This is a genomic window from Psychrobacter sp. YGAH215, assembly GCF_007280595.1.
In the GTDB taxonomy this organism is placed as follows: Bacteria; Pseudomonadota; Gammaproteobacteria; order Pseudomonadales; family Moraxellaceae; genus Psychrobacter; species Psychrobacter faecalis.
Genome location: NZ_VKLR01000001.1, coordinates 1 through 16,332, shown reverse-complemented (window position 1 = coordinate 16,332; position 16,332 = coordinate 1). Strand labels below are relative to the sequence as shown.

The following is a 16,332-nucleotide window of genomic DNA, read 5'->3' as shown; positions in this document are numbered from 1 at the left end:
CAAGTAAGGTAAATAGAAGAACTTTGTCATCTGCCGCCAAAGATGCTATTTGCTCGTTTGCTAAATTAGTAAGCGTAGGCACTAGGTCGCTCAGCAAATGATCGTCGCTCGCTTGCCTTGCCAGCAGCCCTAATAAGGCTTGCTGCCAATACTGGCTGACAGCAGTAGCAAGCGCAGTTACGCTACTGATGACAGGTGAGGCTAGCTGATCTCTCAACCAGTCAAATAGGGCATTATCAGGTACGCTGTAGCGGCATGTGATCCACAGCAGATGGGTAATAGTAGTTGCTACCTGTTGTACCTCAGTCAGCCACAAATAGTCTTGGCACATCGCTGGGCGCGCGATGACAGTATCTATTAGAGATTGCCATCGATGCTGCGCGGTGATGAAGTATTGCTTACAGTCAATCTGCATCTGCGTATCAAGATACTCGCGAGGATACTGCGTTAAATAACGCAGGCCTACCTGCTGTATCTGCGCATCAGAGCTTTTCATCAAGCTGTGTAGCGTTGAACGACTCATATCCTGTTTTGCCAACAGCGCATTTTGTAAGATAGTAATCGTCTGAGCGGGCAGCTGATGAAGATGCTCAGTGATGAAAGGCGCCAGCATGTCGATGCTGCTATACGTTACGATGCGTTTTAGGCTAGGCGTTGCTAGAATTGCAAAGTCTTCATCTGAATTTTGTATCGCAGCCCAGTCATAGGGATAAATGTAATCAGCACGGTTGCCCCACAGATTTTGTGCCGCCGTATAAGCGGTTTCCAGTATTTCTTCTTGATCGTTATATTGTTTGAGAATATCTAGCAGTAGGTCTTTATTTGCTTCACTATCATGATGCGATAATAAAGAGATGGCATGCTGCTGCGGATCAAATAGTAACTGCTCATGCAACTGTCGCTGGATGTGGTTGCGGATTTGCGCCCAAGCATTGCTGGTGTTCAACCAACGTAACCCATTTAACCAGTGAGTGATAGCTGGGTTGTAAGGCTGTAATTCAGGGTCTGATAACTGTGACGTTAATAAAGCAAAAATCTGCGCGCTGTATTCAAACTCACCACCCTGCGCGATATGCCCTAATGCTTCACAAGCCACGTCTTGCAGATAATGCTCATTATCTTCAGCCAGTTTGATTAACTTATCATAAGCTTTGTATAGCGTATGCGTTATGTCAGTCGCTTGAGCGTCAGATAATTGTATGGAAGTGCGAGAATCAACATGCATCATCTCACCAATGGCAAGCACACTACGCCGACGAATATTACCATCGGTATGGTAATCCATACTCGCCATTAAGGTGCTTAAACCCTCACTATTGCCGCAAAGCGCCAAACCTTCGGCTGCCAAAAATGGTATTGACGCCTCTTTGTTTGATAGCGCCTTTTTGAGTATGTTTTTCAGGACGCCTGCATTATTTTTGCGTTTTTTTGCACGGTAAGCGACGGCTTCGATCAGGTTTTGGATATATTTGGCAGGCAGTTGCTCATAAGACAATGCCAATGCTTTATCAATACGAACAGCAATATCCTCATTTTCCTTGGTCATGCTTTTGCTAATAACGTTTTTATCGGCGATATCTTCATCAATAACAGTATCTTGCGTCCATATCGCAGGTATCCATGCCAGTGATTTTAACAGTTGAGCGGCATGGGTATAGTCGGCATAGCGAAGGAGCAAGATGAATAAAGACAGCAGTGCTTCAGGATCTCTTGGATGCTGGCGTTGTAGCCAGCGCAAATCTTTGTCCTCATCCAAATAATCATAAATGGGTTGATCGTAGCCACTTATCATTACAAGCGCATCAAATAGCTGCTGGCGCTCTTTATGTGAGTGCGGTGCTGGATGCTCAAACAGTTTTTGTAAGCGGTGGCGTAAAGGTGCTGCCATGTGTGTATCACGAAGCGTACCAATAGTTTGATACAAGTCAGCATTTGACAGTTTGAGTGTTGGATTATCTAGCAAGTCCAATAGCTTTTTGCAGGCTGTCTGAGCCACTTGCTCAACAATTTGCTCAACAATGTTTTTATCAAAAGCTTCATCGACATTATTATTATGCGTCGCCGCTTTCACACGCTTGCAAGACTGCAATACCTGAGTAATAAGCGATAAAACTTGTCCCTGCTCGTATTTATTTGTGCTGTCCATCAAAAAGGTGAATAGCTCGTCAATGAGTCCAGTATCATTAAGCTTTGTATTATTAAACGCGGTATCGGTAAACAATACCTCGTCAAACTCGATGAGTTGCATAAAGGCCTGATAACGTGCCTGCCAGTCGTGACAATGGCGCGCTTGTAATAAAAAGGTCAGCTTGTCTTGGCGTAACGCTTGCTCTGATAGCACCTGATTAGAAGTATCCATTACCGTCGTAGCTGTGGTGGCCGAATTGGAAGCGCGAGTCGTGACTTGACGCCACTCACTAACCAGTTGGCGCAAAAGTGGTAAGCTCTCGGTATGCAGTGCCATCAAGCTGGCGGGCAGATGACCCATACGCTCTTTTAATAGCTGATAAGTTTCTTCAGCCAGCAACTGATGATTGGTGAGCAGTAATTCTTTCAGCTGTTTATTAACAATGGCCTCATCCTTACTATCAATCAGACAATGCAAACCGCGCTTGACCATGTCACGATAAGGCGTACTCATTGCATACTCTGCCAGCTTTGACGCCGGCACAGGTAGCTTAGTCAAGCAATCCCATGCCAGCTCGCGCGTCACGATATGAGGACGGTGCAGTAGCGGTAACAGCGCACGACTGACACTGTCCGACCAATCGATAGTCCTAGCTTGATTGCTGTCGGCAGATGCAGTATCTGTGATTGATGCCAAAGGTTGTTTGGTCAGCCACATTAGTCCGCGAATTGCTTGCTCAGTGCTGCTGTTGTCATTGTCGCTTTCACGAATCACACCAAGCCAAGCGCCAAACGCAAGTGTCTGGTAGCTATGGGCAATGTCGCTGCTGCTTAAATCTTGCTGACTGATATCATCGGTAACCATTGAGCTGTGATGACGCTGAAGTAACGCCTCGATACTGCGTTGCCACTCTTGTAAGATATTAAATACTTGTGCCTCATCGTCATAAGGTTGCTGCGTCAGTAGACGAGACAACTTGCCTAATACTGCCACCGCTTGAGCGCGTATCAAAGGTTTCTCGTGCTGGGTCAAGTGTGCAAATTGCTGCAAGCTTGCAACATTGACCGTACTCACTATGCTAGCACGTGCGTCAGTTGTACTACTTGTCTCTGATGATAATATCAGTATCTTTGGGTGGGCAGACAAAATGCTATCAATCTTCTGAGAGAGGTATTTACTGAGGTATTGCCAATTGGATATCAGGGGTAAATTAAAGCGTGCCAATACGTGCGCATAAACAACGGCAGTCTCATTGTCTGAAAAACTAAGCGTCTCAATCAAACGCTCAGGTCGCATAAGCGGCGATGCTGATTGTGATACTAAGGCATCAAATATGAGTAATAATCTGGCCGCTGGCGCATAGTATTGAGTATCAAATAAAGCACGCAACTGCTGTGCCTCAGTAATACCCAAACCTGCACGCGCTTGTAGCCACTCAATAGCGCCAATAGGCTCGACAAGATGGCGCAGACTATCTCTATGACTGTCGTTGGTACGAGTGCTGCTGCTCGATACATTGGTTGATGTATTGCTAAAAAAGTATTGGCCGCGACTATCTCCCCAAACCGCCAATGCCAAACTGGCTGATTGACGAATGAGGGGGCGCTCGTCTTTTTGCCATGTGGCCAATACGTCAGCCACTTCAGCATCTTGTGCGGAAGCAATGTACATGAGCTTGGGCGCAAGTGCTTTAAAATCTGCATCGGGATAATGTAGGTAACGCGCATACCAGTCTAAAGCGTGGTATTTTTGAGGATCACAGAGTGTTGCCAATCCTGCCAGCGCCTCAGTGATATGGTGATGCCACTGCTTGTAATCCTCATTGTTTTTCTTATCGTTAGCGACTACTGGCATCTCTTTATTCAGGTACTGTGCAAACACTGTATAAGCGTTTTCTTCGTACTGCGTTTTTAGTGGTTCAGGGTAGATATGAGACTGTCTTGCCAGCAATTTAGCAACGGTCAACTGAATATCAGGGTAAGGGCTGTTTAATCCTGCGGTGAGTAATGCCTCATGATCGCTCAGATTTATATTATTACTCTTGCCACTATCGGTATTAGCGTGGTTAATTGGATTGAACGAAATGCCAATATCAGCCACCGTCAAAGCGACCTCTAATGCTTGTTGGCGCAAGTCCATGCTGTCGTCGGCTAATAAAGTGACTAAGGCAGGCATTAAAGCACGCAGCTGCTGAGTGCTGGCTTTTGTTTGTAAATAGTTAAGTGTCAAACGTTTGATATCAAGGTAAGGGCTGGCAAGCGCGGTCAACATCAGATCGTCAAGCCCGAGACGCTTGCTATTTTTAAGAGCAGTATCAAACGCTTGCTTGCGAACATTAGCAAAATTATCTGCAAACAGTAACGTCATAACCGCTTGATATGTGTCTGCACTGTCCGGTGTCACAGCTGATTTTGATGCGCTTTGTAGCAGTAACCGCTGCCATTCTTCTAGTGCCACTTGATGCACATCTTCAAACAGACTGTGCTGTAGCTGCTCAATCATGCTTATGATTGCAGTTTTGGAAACGCGTTCAAGCGCTCGATTGAGGAGTACTTTTACCACTTCTAAGCGAATACTGGTAAAAGGGTTGTTAAGTGCTTGCTCTAGTATATTGCTCATACTTGATGAGTCGAATGACGTTTTTTTATCATTGAGCACTTGTGTCAGTAATATCGCAAGCGCGCGCTCATGAATGTCTTGGTGTTTTGAAGCAAAGCCAAACGACACCCAAGATAAGTCATCATTGACGAGCTTACCTAAGGCACTCATTGCGACTTGGCGCACACTTGCGTCCTTATCATCCAGCAAGGTGGGTAAAATGGCTTTACCATCAGCTAGCTTTAGATGTCCTAAGGCGGCAGCGACCCCTGCGCGAATGAACGCATCATTCTCATGATGCATGAACCGTATTAAGGTGCCAAATGCGCGCTCATCCTTTAAGCAGGCAAGTGCATAGGCGGCGCGAAAACTAATGTCTTCGTAGTGATTACTCAGGTTTTGTAATAAAGGCTCAAGGCTTGAATTACTCAATATTGGATGCGGTACTACTGTCTTAGTGGTTTTTGATACGGTTTTTCTTGGCGTTTGAGTGGTGCTTTTATCCATGATGTTTTTTTGCGCTGTTGAGGCAGAAAAATTTTGTGTACTTAACGTAAGGCTGATGTCAGAGCTTTCATCTGCCGCGCTTTGATTGGTGACCACAGTCGCATTTTTGTTTTGAGATTCAGTCTGTGTTCCTATGGAAATGGTTAATAGCGCATCATGATCAGACGTACGCTTATCGGCTTCTACATTATCAAAGGCCGTACCGCGCAATAAGCGAAAATCATCAAAGTCGGTCAATGTGCGTAGTAGCTGAGCGTCTTCTTGGGCATGGGCTTGTTGCTTTAAAGCAGTTATAAGCTCAGGCTGCGCTAATAAAGCGGCATAAAAGGCAGTTTGTCTGACTTCGGCTTGATGGTGGCTTTGTAGCAACATCAGCTGGCGCGACACTTCTGGGTTGTCTAACAAACCGCGCTGATAGAGTCGAATCAGTCCTGCCTGAATAGTGTCAGGGTAGCGGCTATCTAAAGCCATAAAATCTGCTTTTGGGCTGGAATCAGGCAGTAAGTGCTCAAGTGATGCCAAGGCTTGCCGACGAATAGGCAACATGGAGTGCGATAAAGCTGTCTGAAAAATTGGTAAAATACGAGACTGTTTGTCCGCATCATGAACGGCAATTTTTAGATAGTTCTGTAGCGCAGCGCTAACGATGTCTTCGTTAGCGCGTCCAAGGGCGTATTCTAAATAGGCAGGTAGTACATGAGGACTTGCTGTATGCGTGGCAGCGATAGCCAGACCCTCAAAAGCAGCAAGGCGGACGCTGCTGCCGCGTGGTGAGTTGAGCTGCTCTTCGAGTATCGGTAAGCGCGTATCAAGTGTCGTGCCAGCTAGCCAACGTACTAACTGCAAAGCATGGCTGGTGCTCAAGCTATTGCCACGATCTGCTAACAGGTGTCCAACCAACTTTATCGTCTGATGACTCGCTTGTGATTCAAGCAATGCCATACCATCCAAAAATGCCGCTTCACTGTTATTACTACTGTCAGTTAATAGCTGCTGAAGTCGATGGTATCCATCTTCAATGATAGTAGCGACGGTGAACAGCTTGCTATTTTGCGTCTCATCAATCGGTAAAAAACGTAAACTTTGATCTGACCCAACCGCCAACAGTGCCGGTTTTTCTGCATAAGTTGTGTATACCAATAGCTGCGTTTTACTGAGGTCATCTTTGCAAGTATTTGGTTGGCCTTTATCAAACGCCCATGACTTAATACTACTGTCATCAGCACCAGTAAATAGGCGCGTATACGAGACACAAAGCGCAGTAATCATCTGACTATGCTGGCTTGACTTGGCTCTATCTATTGCTTGTAGCTCGCCTTGTACATGCGTGCGATAAAGCTGTTTGTCTGCGCCTGCTGAAAAGAAATAATGACCAATAGGCTCAAAACATAATGCATTGACACGGCCTTGATGTAGTAACTTACTACTACTTTGTATTAGTTGGCCACTGGCATTCATATCAGCATTATTTAGCCATTGATAACTACTGACATTACCAAGATCGTCACCTATTACCAGCCATTTACCATCACTTGATGCCGCAAGAGCAGTGGCTTTTTGAGTTTTATTGTCAGTACAAGGCTGCACAACAATCTGATTAACCATCGCCTGCATTGATAATTTTGAAGAAGTATGACCAGCAAGCGGACAGACGACTATGTAATTCGGATACAGCACGACAATAGCTTGATGCAACGTGGCCATAGCAATTGCTTGTGGGCTGCGCTTCATTGATAAGGATTTATCGTTAACCCCAGTAATACTCGTGAATAGCGACTCTTGGCTGATTTTATGAATTGTCTCTCCTTGCCAATCTGTCTGATATAAATTCCCGTCACAGCCAAGTAATATAATAGTGTCATCTGACGTCGTGATGGCATCCATGGCACAAGGCAAGGCAGCGGTTGCTAAGCTTACTTGCTCACCACTATTATCGAGTCGATACAAGGTTTCAGTGCTGTTTTCAGCATCCAATGGCTTGCGAGTAATAAACAAACTTCGGCCTTGCGTTACTGGTAGCGCGGCTGTTTTTGTGGTTTTTTGCGTCGCATACTCAGTCGTAGGCTGTCTACTGACCAACCCTATGATTTGACCCCAATAGGGTAGTGTGGTTGTTTTCATGATCTAATCTCAGTTGAAATGGCGTCGTATGGTGTGATCATCTTTCTTATTTGTTTGCTACTTACTTTTTAACTTGAGCGCGCTGTTATTGGCTGTAAATGGTTGGATAGCTTGGGATAGCGATGCAATAAGCGCGTGACTGCGACCAAACACGCATGACGCTCCATCTTGCCTGCAGAATGGGTAAAGGTGTACAACAAAGGCATGATCAGCGTAGCAAAATGTTCATCCGCTAATCCCACATCACGGAATGTTTCAATCAATGCCAGCTTTGCTTGGCTGGCAGGTATGGGTTTATGTGAGAGGGTTTGCTCCTGATCTGCTAGCTCATTTGTCTTATCAGTGCGTTTCCCATACTTGGTATGACGACTTTGTTCGTTTTTTGCCAGACTTGGTCGCTCGCTACTTTGAGGGGTGCTCAATCTTCCTGGTGGCAGCTCAAACAGACCGCGCCGCAAGAGCATTAATAACTGATTTAAGTCAGCAGGTGGATTGGTTGACCAGTCGTTTGGCTGAGTATATGTGGTAGTTTTTGTGTCAGTCTTATCATACTGGTCTGCTGGCTGCCAATGTGGTGAAACATAACGCGCTTTGTACTGCTGCCAAAGCATGGTTACTGCTGAATAGCGTACTTCACGATCAGCACTTTGACTTAATATATAGAGAGACTGCGGGTTTTGAAATTGACGATGGCGCTGCAATAATGTCATACCAAGCTGCCGCGCCAGTCGTTTTTTACTGCCAATGAATGCATTGAGAATGGTCTCATTGAACTGCTCTACAGGCACATGGTAGGTGCGATTGCTGACAGAGGGTGCTGCCAATAGTGCTTGCTGTAATAACTGCGTCACCTCAAGATAAGGCGATTCTGCTATTATCAGCCACAGCGCAGGTGTTGGCGACCATTTGGCCAGCTCATACTTTGTGAGTAACATCCCAAAATTGCGCAGCGCTTGCTGTGTACTTTGCAATAATGGTATGACGCGTTCGGCACTGAAGAAGGAAGAAGGAATAATGGCATCAGGATCGACAGGTCTGTCCGTTAATGCCATACAGATCTGCTCGTGATGATGACTCAGATAACTGATCGCAAGCTCACTGATAGGAGCGTTAGGATCATCGATCGCCATCGACCACAAGACCTCAGCACCTGCTACGGTATCGTCTTTGGATGCGGCGCGTGATTGTCCTGTTAGCATCTGCAAAAATGCCGTTTCTGATATAATTTTGAGCGGTGCCCCTCCAGCGATTAATTCTTCTGCTTTGAGTTGCTTACTGCCTTTACGGCCAGCGCCATATAGAGGAGAGCCGTCATCACCGATTACCAGATAGTCCAGCTTGGCATTTACCGCACTACTTATCGCGCCATTTGCGGCCTTGACCAGCTTTTCAGCATCGCCTCGGCTCATGCTTTGCATTTTGCCAGTGAACAAGTAACGCTGATTGCCTAGGTCGACAGTGATATTATCAATGACATCAGTAGTATGAATAGCGTTTGTGTCGTTAGACAGGTTTTCCTCTGACAACTTATTTTGATTGGTCGCAAAATCTGCTGGCAAGAAACCTTTATTGATGCGCTCAATCGCAAATTCTCGATAATGCGAATGCTCGCTGTGCGCAAGTGTCATGAGCCAATCAAATCCCAACTGAGTTGGCACAAACCTACGGACATCGGCCAACCAACCACGCACGGTATCAGCTAAATATTCATCAAAGGTCAGATCTTTTTGCCACTGTTTGACCGTATTTACATTTGAATTGCTTATACCTAGATTGTCATGCGAATGGGTAAAATAGGGAGAGGTTTTCAGCTGTGCAATTTCTCTACTGCTATGCCAATCAGGCTCATAGGCAAGAGCGTGCCAATAGGGCATTTGTATTTTGCCAGCTGACAAAATATCTTCATTAATCCAATCGATGATTGTTTGTTGAGCCAGCGGATGTAGTAATAGATACTGCCATACATTAGTATCCACTACGCTCAGATCGAGACGTTTGAGCTCTTGCAGTGCAAAGTTCATGCACAGATAGTTGCTGTCACTATCTGTGGAAGTATCCAGTTGTACTGCCAGACGGATAAAATACTCAACGCCAAGTTCCTGTGCGCTGTATAGCTCAGGCAGTCTGCGTATAGCAAAGCGCGTGCTGTAACGCTGATTACTGATCAAGCGCTCAAAAAACCATTCAGCAGTCAGATCACGGCGCGTGAAGTGCTTACTAAGTTGTTCAGCTGCAATACTATGATGATAAGATGTATCTAGTAACTGCCCCCAACCTGACACCCCAATATCATTGACAGGATGACGGCTTAAAATAATATTGATTGCAAAGCTGCGCACAGGCTCGTGATCTGACACAGCAAGCATCATTAGTTCTGATAGCGGTAGTGCTTGTGCGTAGCTTTTGGCATAGTCAATGGCATATTGATAAGCGGCAGAATGGTTCGAATGTAATAACTTGAGTACCACCTCATGTAACCCAAGCGGCACAAATTTAGACTTCTCAAAGTGTGGTGATTGCTCAATCAGCCATACAATCATCTCATCGCGCGCTTGACTGTGTGCATAGCCTGCCGATAAGTATTGAATAGTCTCACAGCTTACATCACGCATCTGAATCTTAAAATCATGCTTTAAGCTATCTGTCGAAAATTGCCGTATGGCCTCGTTTTTCGCTGTTGCCAATAATCTGATAAGCGGTTCAGCATCTCGTTGCCACGCTTCTTTAAAAGCCCGACCTTTATTGTCAAATAACTTGCGCGGTGTGTGGCTATGAAAGCGATTGACGCCATAATCTGCTGAATTGTGAAAGCAGATGTGATTGAGCACCCAACTATTGATTTGTGGCAATTGACCGACGGTCATGGTCTCATCATAGCTGGCAAGCACAGAAACGGCTGCCTCAATATAGCCCGCTGGCATCTGCTGACCAAGTTTCCGCAGATAACGCCATGCCCTAAGGCTCATATAGGTTTTGGTAGCAAGACTGACAGAATCTCGAGCGCTTTGATCAAAACGATGTAAGTCTACTTTGGCAGCGATAGGCGCAAAAATTTCATAATCTTGCTCATACTCAGCTGCTTTATAAATGTATTTTAACCCGCGCCAAACGCCGTAACTTAAGGGCAACTTATTGATGGCTTGCTTTAAAATGGCTCTTGAATAGGTACTTCCATCGTCCCAAAGTGCTATTAATATTAAGTAGATTTTGTAGCGATCAGGAAGAGAATAAGTGCCTTCATCTGACTCTACAGTTGCTATCATTGCCACACGTTCTGCAAACTGTATTTCAGGATGTTGCTGACGGAACGAATAACTTAGGATCTTATTTAAAAATCGCTCAAATGTTAGCTCGTCATCTGCTATCGTCGACTCAGATAACGGATCAGGTTGCTGGGCTAATAAACAAAGCTTTTCGACCAAGCTTGGGTCTTGTACCTGCCAAGCGTGCTGAATGTGTTCGAACGACAGACTCATAGAGGTTTGCCTTAAATAATAATGTGGTCAGCGAATGATGTTTGTGAGCATATAAAAGCTTATTTGAGAATAAATATCAAGAATTTTTGTTAATAAAAAATAAAAACACGACATTATATGACGCGCCAATAAATAAGTAGAAATGCGCGACACTATATGACGCATACGCCTCAAAAAACCTAAATATTGAACAAAGATTGATTGACAGACTGATTAGGATTAAGGCAAAATAGGGATGTTGTGAGATTTAGCGTTTCGCCGTTTTCGGTGAAGGACGATGCTGCGTCGTCCACGAGTCAAGCCATTACATTTTACCCAAGGAAAACTGTTTCAGTCCTGCTAATACCTAGATAGTGCCCCTAGTGTCATTAGCTCGCTGGCGCAACCACGCAATCGTGGTTGAGCTAATGCACTAGGGGCACTATCTAGGTGCAGTCCAGTGAGTCTTCCATGTACCAGGTTATGAGGTAGATTACACAACACCGAATTAGACATCGCTATGATGCTATTCAAAACCACTAAACCCAAGTCATCAAGTATATGTTGACTTGGGTTTTTTGTTATCTCTATTACTATCAGTGTATTTAAACTATAGACTGTATTTAGCGAAATAATCTATATAAGGATAGAGGCTGTATCAATGAAAGTGGCTGAAAATAACGATAACTCAATCATTGAGATATATGAAAGCCCTGACGGTCGGGCACAGGTTGACGTACGTTTCGAGCAAGAGACGGTCTGGCTTACGCAAGCACAAATGTCTGAGCTGTTTGGTCGTGATCAATCCGTGATTTCGCGTCATATTGCTAATGCTATCAACGATGAAGAAATTGCTGAAAAAAGCAATATGCAAAAAATGCATATTGCAAATTCTGATCGCCCTGTGACGTTTTATGACTTAGATGTGGTTATCTCAGTAGGCTATCGCATCAAGTCCCCTCAAGGTGTGCAGTTTAGACGCTGGGCAACGCAGCGCTTACGTGAATACTTGGTCCAAGGCTACACGCTCAATCATGAGCGCTTTGATAAAAATTCAAGCGAGCTACAACAAGCGTTAAATTTAATTCGAAAAACCGCGCAAAGTCCCGAGCTGAAAACCGATGAAGGTCGCGGCTTGGTTGAGATTATCAGCCGTTATACACAGACATTCTTATGGTTACAGCGCTATGATGAAGGCTTGCTTGACGATCCCGCAGGGCAAGAGGGCGGTATCTTACCCAGTCCAACTGAGGCAATGGCAGCGCTGACGGATTTGAAAGCACAGCTGATAGATAGAGGTGAGGCGACTGAGCTATTTGCCAAGCCTCGCGGTGATGGCTTGGACAGTGTGCTGGGTAATTTAGAGCAGACGGTGTTTGGCGCGCCTGCATACCCGACCATCGAGAGTAAAGCGGCGCATCTGCTGTACTTTATGGTCAAAAATCATCCTTTTACCGATGGCAATAAACGCAGCGGCGCTTTTCTGTTTGTAGATTTTCTGCATCGGAATAATCGACTGCTCAATGATAAAGGTGACATGGTCATCAATAACACCGGGCTTGCTGCTTTAACCTTGTTGGTTGCCGAGTCTGACCCTAACCAAAAAGAAACCTTGATTAAATTGATTATGAATATGTTGTCGTTAGAATCTTGATAAACAGGTTTATTGTCAGCACGATTTAACCCCTTAAAACGCATAACACCAATAATAAAAAGCACAATCTAACGCCAAAATTAAAGGAAACTCACTATGTTTAGCATCATAAAAGACTGGCGCGAGCAGCGCATATTAGACAACAGCGAGTTTACCCATGCTGACTGGCTGCAAGCGGCTAAGCGTATTGTGATACTTGATAGGCTAGATGAGGATGAGCTAATACGTCTGTTTGAGCTGGCGACGTTATTTTTGGCGGATAAGTCGATTACTGGCGCACAGGGTTTTGAGATTACCGACGCGGTCAAGCAATCTATCGCCTTACAAGCTTGCCTGCCTATTTTAAACCTAAACCTTGAGTGGTACGCTGGCTGGTCGGCCATTATTATTTATCCAGGTTCTTATAAAAGCGAAACCACCACTGTCGATGAGTTGGGGATTGTCCATGAGGGCAGTCAGCACCGTAGCGGCGAAGCATGGCTGCGCGGGCCTGTCATTCTGTCGTGGAAGGATGCCAAACACTCAGGCGAGCGCGATGGTCATAACGTGGTCATTCATGAATTTGTGCATAAGCTTGATATGCTAAATGGGCGCGCCAACGGCTTTCCGCCGCTGCAACCGGATATGGATCCGGCGCGCTGGACCAAGATTATGAGCCGAGACTTTGAGGATTTTCAAAGCCATCATAAATCAGGTCTCGACCGTTATGGCGCGACCAATCCAGCGGAGTTCTTCGCGGTACTCAGTGAAGTATTTTTTGAGACGCCGCAAAAGCTGGTCGATGCTTACCCTGATATTTACGACATAATGGTGAAGTTTTTTCGCCAAACGCCGCTCTAGGGCGTGTCCTCATTTTAAAAATGGTGATAAAAATGAGATAAATTGCCGTCAAACGAGGAAAATAGCGCAAATAATATCGAGATATTAGTCAGCTATTTGACGATGTTTGATAAAATTTAGCCATTTTTAGCCCATTTAGATACAAGCGCTTGAATTGAGGACACGCCCTAATCAAAAGTGAATATATAGCAATAAAAGCAAATAAAAAGGGCAGTGTATTGATTTAATCACACTGCCCATTATTGTTGGCTTTTATGACTGTAAGCGCTTGTTTTTGTATCTAAAAATTATTTAAACCGTCCATTGTTCATTGACGATAGCGACCAAATAGCGCTTGCCTTGGTACTCATCAAACACTAAGCGTAGGATACGCCAATCCATCCCAGAGTATTGCTCTGAGCCTTTATGGTAAAACTCAACAAACTCAGAATTGGGATAAATTTCTTTTAAATTATTAATCATATTGCCGCTGTGCTTAAACTCGTTAACGCTGATACTGGCATTGTTATAGGTATCGCCATCGACCCACGTTTCCAAGTATTCTGGGAGCGGAATCACTAACGGCTCACCAGACCCATCACGTTCACCCCAAGTAAAGCGGATTTTGGCTTGTTGTAAGTACTGCGCGAATTGTTCACGGCTAAAGACTTTATCAGTCTCAGGGCGCACATAGGCATACATGGAAAAACGCACGCCGCGCGTCGGATGAATGTCGTTGGTAATGCGCGCAAAGTCGTTGTTCGCTAGGGCTCGATGGATACGTAAAGCTTGCTGCTTAAGCGTTTGCTGGCTCATATCGGAGACAACGGGTGCTGAGGTGTTGCCATTTTGTTGGCTGGGTATTTTGACGCTAGACTCAGCGGAAGATGAGCAGCCAGTCGCGAAAAGTATGGAAGCAAAGCACGCAGCAGTGGTTAATTTATACAAACCTGACTGAAAAATATTAAGACGAGATGATGCCTTCATAAAAATATCCTTATCGTAGCTTATTAAAATTAGAATAGCTTGAAACCTAGGTTATTACTGGTTTACATCGGTGTTCGCTTATCAGTAGCGATTATTTATCAATAGTACTCATAACTGCCTAAAGTTGATAATGTTGCTGTGTAAACGGGGTTTTGGTTTAAAAGCTTAATTGACATAATAATAGCGTAAAATGATGGTTTATATTTCTTTTTATGAATATAATACATAGTATGTTGTAGCCGATGGAGAGCGCCATGCAGAAAACCATATTTTCTATCATGATGTTAATCATAGGGTTTTTTGCCATGTCTGCGACCGCCAATCTAACAGAAGCCTTGCAGACGACGTTTGCCATGAAAGTCACGACCATCGCAGATATGTACCAACAAGATATCGATAATCAGGGTCAGGATTATCCAGTGGTTTTGCACCAATATGGCAGTCAAGAGCTAAAAGCAGCCATGGAGCTTGAGCGAGATTATTTTGATAGAGAGCAAATGTCTTGTCATATCGGTTATGATGTTTTATGGAGTTCGCAAGATCCTGATTATGAGCAAGATAAGCAATTTGCAGTGACCGAGCAAGGATTGGTGCAAGTCAGTTTGGCACAAGGCGATGATGTGTATTATGAACTGTCATGTAAAAGCGTTGGTCATGACGTGGCTTGCCAAGTGACGGATGTCATCCTAGATAAGGATGGAAAATCTTTACGCGAGTATTTGCTAGAGCATTGTCGTTAGCTGGCGCTGAGGTTTTAAATGAATTTTAAAGTCGGTGCTGGTATTAATATTAAATGCGAAGATGAATATTGTAGATGTTTAAGTTTGGCTGGAAACGAACGACAATTATGACAGATGAAGTTAGATAAAAATGTTGTGTACATAACTCTTAAGACCGTTGGTCTGTTTTCGCATAATGTATATTATGTTAAACTAAGGCTACCGTACAATAAGTTCATGGGATTATGTCTATGTCATAAATAACAGTCAGTTTAGTTAATAACCGTTCAAATATAATGTACATGTCATGGCTAAGTAATCATTGCAATCGTCACTATGGCAAACCTTAACTGAATCTGTTTTATCAACTATATGTGGAATCCTTTTGACATCTAGTATGCTTGTACTCAAACTTGGTACATTTCATAATATAGCTAACAACCTCTTTCAAATCGTAGGATAAGTTACTTTTATAGCTCATCAGAGCTAAACTGTTTGATGAGTTTGTTCTACGTGTCACCATCATACTGGCTACATCTGTCAGAATATCCAATCAGCACTTTATCCAGTCCCTCATTCTTAATCGTCACCTAAAAGCCAAATCTACTATCATTCGGTTGTTATTAACTTAATCAACTGGATCTTTGGTGCCAATGCTCTTGCAACGTATTGAATGTAGTCAACTGTCACGTGTCTATATATAGGATACTGTTACTCATAGATTGACAGCTGACATTAAATACTAAAACCCTATTTGATGCTTCTTATCCTATATCACTGCCAAGAGCGCATGTAGACTCTAATACTGATAGTCCTATTTAGTTTGACTATGAGTCTGGTTTCTATACATTTTATACTTAGGAGTGTCATAACTAACCAAGTCATAATATCTTCTTCCCTGATTCGCCCACAGAGCCTTTCAAATCAATAAAGCATTCATTAGTGTCTTCTGATATCTATCACTCCTCGCAAGATGTTTTTATCTGAAGCACTAAGTTGCCATCTCCAAATTTGCACAGAACTGTAGTGGCATAATAAAATTGGACAGCTTCTAAGAGGTTATAATAACCCAAAGAAGGAAACTAGTATGACCAACAATCGCAATCAATATACCCGAGAATTCAAGCTTGAAGCCATCAGCTTAGTGACTGAGCATAAGCGTAAAATACCTGATGTAGCAAGCTCACTTGGCATTGGCAAATCCACCCTGCAGAAATGGCTGAGTCAGTATCGACAAGAAACGAATGGCCAAGCACCTAAAGTCGGCAACGCTTTAACGGATGAACAACGCGAGCTACAAGAATTGCGTAAGCAGGTTAAGCGACTCACTATGGAGCGCGACAT

At 44.0% G+C, this 16,332-nt stretch carries 6 protein-coding genes and 1 pseudogene; 4 read left to right on the top strand and 3 right to left on the bottom strand.

All coding sequences use genetic code 11. The annotated features are described in order from the left end of the window. Positions 1–4,894: 4,894 nt before the first annotated feature. A pseudogene (locus FOR85_RS12705) lies at positions 4,895–5,233 on the bottom strand (HEAT repeat domain-containing protein); the annotation flags it as partial. 2,189 nt (positions 5,234–7,422) lie between these two features. Continuing rightward, on the bottom strand, positions 7,423–10,830 hold the full coding sequence (locus tag FOR85_RS00030; RefSeq protein ID WP_144296164.1) for a BRCT domain-containing protein: 3,408 nt from the start codon (positions 10,828–10,830) through the stop codon (positions 7,423–7,425). A 640-nt stretch (positions 10,831–11,470) separates the two neighbouring features. On the opposite strand from FOR85_RS00030, the gene rhuM reads away from it, so the two are divergent. Beyond that, a complete protein-coding gene (gene rhuM / locus FOR85_RS00025) occupies positions 11,471–12,463 on the top strand; it encodes a RhuM family protein (protein ID WP_144296163.1) in 993 nt (330 codons plus the stop codon). Positions 12,464–12,559: 96 nt separating this feature from the next. Beyond that, positions 12,560–13,303, top strand: a complete 744-nt coding sequence (locus FOR85_RS00020) for a zinc-dependent peptidase (RefSeq protein WP_144296162.1) — start codon at positions 12,560–12,562, stop codon at positions 13,301–13,303. Positions 13,304–13,594: 291 nt separating this feature from the next. Here FOR85_RS00020 and FOR85_RS00015 read toward each other — a convergent pair whose 3' ends face one another. Continuing rightward, the gene (locus tag FOR85_RS00015) at positions 13,595–14,269 is read right to left on the bottom strand and encodes a hypothetical protein (RefSeq protein WP_144296161.1); all 675 of its coding nucleotides are present in this window, start codon (positions 14,267–14,269) and stop codon (positions 13,595–13,597) included. A 254-nt stretch (positions 14,270–14,523) separates the two neighbouring features. Between FOR85_RS00015 and FOR85_RS00010 the strand changes: the two genes are divergently transcribed. Next, positions 14,524–15,009, top strand: a complete 486-nt coding sequence (locus FOR85_RS00010; RefSeq protein WP_144296160.1) for a hypothetical protein — start codon at positions 14,524–14,526, stop codon at positions 15,007–15,009. A 1,066-nt stretch (positions 15,010–16,075) separates the two neighbouring features. Beyond that, positions 16,076–16,332, top strand: a 257-nt coding sequence (locus tag FOR85_RS00005; protein ID WP_144296159.1) for a transposase, incomplete at its 3' end; no start/stop codon positions are given.

Excerpts from the sequence above, each read along its gene's own strand:
- FOR85_RS00030 (WP_144296164.1), bottom strand. The coding sequence starts at position 10,830 with ATGAGTCTGTCGTTCGAACACATTCAGCACGCTTGGCAGGTACAAGAC.
- rhuM (WP_144296163.1), top strand. The coding sequence starts at position 11,471 with ATGAAAGTGGCTGAAAATAACGATAACTCAATCATTGAGATATATGAA.
- FOR85_RS00020 (WP_144296162.1), top strand. The coding sequence starts at position 12,560 with ATGTTTAGCATCATAAAAGACTGGCGCGAGCAGCGCATATTAGACAAC.
- FOR85_RS00015 (WP_144296161.1), bottom strand. The coding sequence starts at position 14,269 with ATGAAGGCATCATCTCGTCTTAATATTTTTCAGTCAGGTTTGTATAAA.
- FOR85_RS00010 (WP_144296160.1), top strand. The coding sequence starts at position 14,524 with ATGCAGAAAACCATATTTTCTATCATGATGTTAATCATAGGGTTTTTT.